This window comes from Pectobacterium sp. CFBP8739, assembly GCF_013449375.1.
In the GTDB taxonomy this organism is placed as follows: Bacteria; Pseudomonadota; Gammaproteobacteria; order Enterobacterales; family Enterobacteriaceae; genus Pectobacterium.
Window position 1 is genome coordinate 1 of the sequence record NZ_JACDRR010000022.1, and the last position, 2,410, is coordinate 2,410.

Below are 2,410 nucleotides of genomic sequence, written 5' to 3' on the forward strand. Positions count from 1 at the left end.
GCCAAATAGTAGATCATATATGGACGTCCCGTGGCGTACAAGTACTGACGTGATACGGTTTGCTGTCATATATCCGGCGTCTTTTTGGGAAAATTTTCCCGCGCCATGATGTCATCCGCACCCTGTTTCCTTATCACTTGACCGGTATTTTCTACCTGGATCTACTTCAGGTTATTACAGGGTTGGTTTACCGTTTTCTCATCAGTGCCTGCAAACTCAGGAAATCTTTTACTTTGTGCCGAACTAAATCATTACTTCATCGCAAATGCCTTATCCATATTGAAATCAACCGGTTCAGACAACAACCGCCAGACAATACGTGTTAACTTATTTGCCAGCGCCACGGTGGCTTTCATTTTTCCCCGTCGCTCAGTGACATGATTAAGCCATCTTCCAAGACGGTCATCCCGCTTTTGGGCACAGCGCATGACCGCTCTGGCTCCATGAATGATGAGTGTCCGAAGGTCGCAGTTACCATTTTTAGTCATCGAAGTGAGGAGGTGTTTCCCGCCGGAACTATGTTGCCGGGGAACCAGACCACACCAGGCGGAAAGTTGTCTTCCGTTAGCAAATTGTTCTGCATCAACCTCACTTAAAAAAGCGGCGGCGATGAGCGGGCCAACACCCGGTATAGTCATCAGTGCTCGATACCGGGGTTGCTGTTGACACAATGCTGCGATTTCATATTCTGTTGAACGAATATATTCATTCAGTGTGTGGATGTTTTCCAATAAAGTGGAAAGCAAATGGCGTAATACCGGAGACACAGGCTTTTCCGCATCTTCAATCAAATCGGGTAATCGCTGTTGCAAAGTGTGTATCCCAACCGGGAACTCGAAGCCCTGCTCAGCGGCCAGAGCACGAATTTGATTGGCGGCGGCGGTGCGCTGTTCGACCATCAACTGACGGGCACAACGCAGCGCTTTGATATCTTGCTGCTCAAGAGTTTTTACAGCAACAAAGTGAATCCCCGGACGAAATGCCGTCTCACATATTGCTAGAGCATCATTGGCATCATTTTTCTGATGACGAGTTAACGCCTTTACATGTTGGGTTGGAATGAGCCGGATGGCGTATCCCATGGATTGGAAAGTCCGCCCCCAGTAATGCGAGGTTGCACAAGCTTCCATTGCAATAAGCGTATCCGGCGGGAATTGACGAACAGTATCTAACAGCTTGCTGCGAGAAACTTTTCGATTCCAGGCAACGGTCCCATCATTCATCCAGACACAAAGCTGAAAAACGGATTTAGCCAGATCGATACCGACGACTTTTATCGTGTTCATGATGTTGTTCCTCTATAAATGGGACGGCTCAACATAAGTGTGGCAGGATTATGTTGAGGAGGGACGTCCATCACATCACTTGAAGGGAACTCAGTCCGAGTTGTGCGATCTGATCAATCGCCAAACATCACAAATCACCAACCGGACTGAGCGATGCCGATCATAGCAGCAATCCCTGATGAAGAACGACGACTAATGCGTAAAGAAGCCCAACAGACACATGATAAAAATTACTCCAGACGACTCATCGCCATACTGATGCTGCATCGGGGAATGACTGTCACCGACGTTGCCAGACTGCTTTGTGCGGCCCGCTCATCGGTTGGAAGATGGATAAATTGGTTTACTTTACATGGTGTTGAAGGACTAAAGAGCCTCAAAGCCGGACGAGCACCGCGCTGGCCAGTCGCTGATATCCTGCATATGCTACCGCTTCTTATTCAACGTTCTCCTCAGGATTTTGGCTGGCTGCGCTCCCGCTGGAGCACCGAGTTGTTGGCACTTATCATTAACCGGCTTTTTAATGTGGCGCTTCATCCTTCCACGTTACATCGCTATCTGAGACGAGCGGGCATTGTCTGGCGCAGAGCCGCGCCAACACTGAAAATCAAAGACCCAGATTATGAGGAAAAACGATTCGTCATCGAACAGGCGGTCTCTCGGAAACAAACGGAGCATCCCGTGTTTTATCAGGATGAAGTAGATATCGACCTGAACCCGAAAATCGGCGCGGACTGGATGCTCAAAGGGCAACAGAAACGTATTACTACGCCGGGACAGAACCAAAAGTATTATCTGGCAGGGGCACTGCATTCGGGTACGGGGCGAATCCATTACGTTGGCGGCAGTAAAAAGTGTTCTGATTTATTTATCAACCTGTTAGAGACGTTACGACGGACATATCGGCGGGCGAAAACCATTACGCTGGTCGTTGATAATTACATCATTCATAAAAGCCGCAAGGTGGAACGGTGGCTGGAAAAAAATACGAAGTTCCGGTTGTTGTTCCTGCCCACGTATTCGCCGTGGCTCAATCCCATCGAGTTGCTTTGGCTGTCGTTACACGAAACGATAACGCGTAACCATCGGTGCCGGTATATGTGGCAGTTACTGGAACAGGTAAA

The 2,410-nt window shown here is 48.6% G+C and carries 2 protein-coding genes; one reads left to right on the forward strand and one right to left on the reverse strand.

The window, feature by feature from the left end; all coding sequences use genetic code 11:
• Window positions 1-251: 251 nt before the first annotated feature.
• Window positions 252-1,286, reverse strand: coding sequence for an IS110 family transposase (locus tag H0247_RS16290; RefSeq protein WP_180743486.1), 1,035 nt, complete (start codon window positions 1,284-1,286; stop codon window positions 252-254).
• A 153-nt stretch (window positions 1,287-1,439) separates the two neighbouring features.
• Here H0247_RS16290 and H0247_RS16295 point away from each other — a divergent pair.
• Window positions 1,440-2,410 (forward strand): IS630 family transposase (locus H0247_RS16295; protein ID WP_180743487.1); only part of this gene is annotated, 971 nt, incomplete at its 3' end.

Bases quoted from the DNA above. Each gene is read 5' to 3' on its own strand.
- H0247_RS16290 (WP_180743486.1), bottom strand. From the start codon at position 1,286: ATGAACACGATAAAAGTCGTCGGTATCGATCTGGCTAAATCCGTTTTT.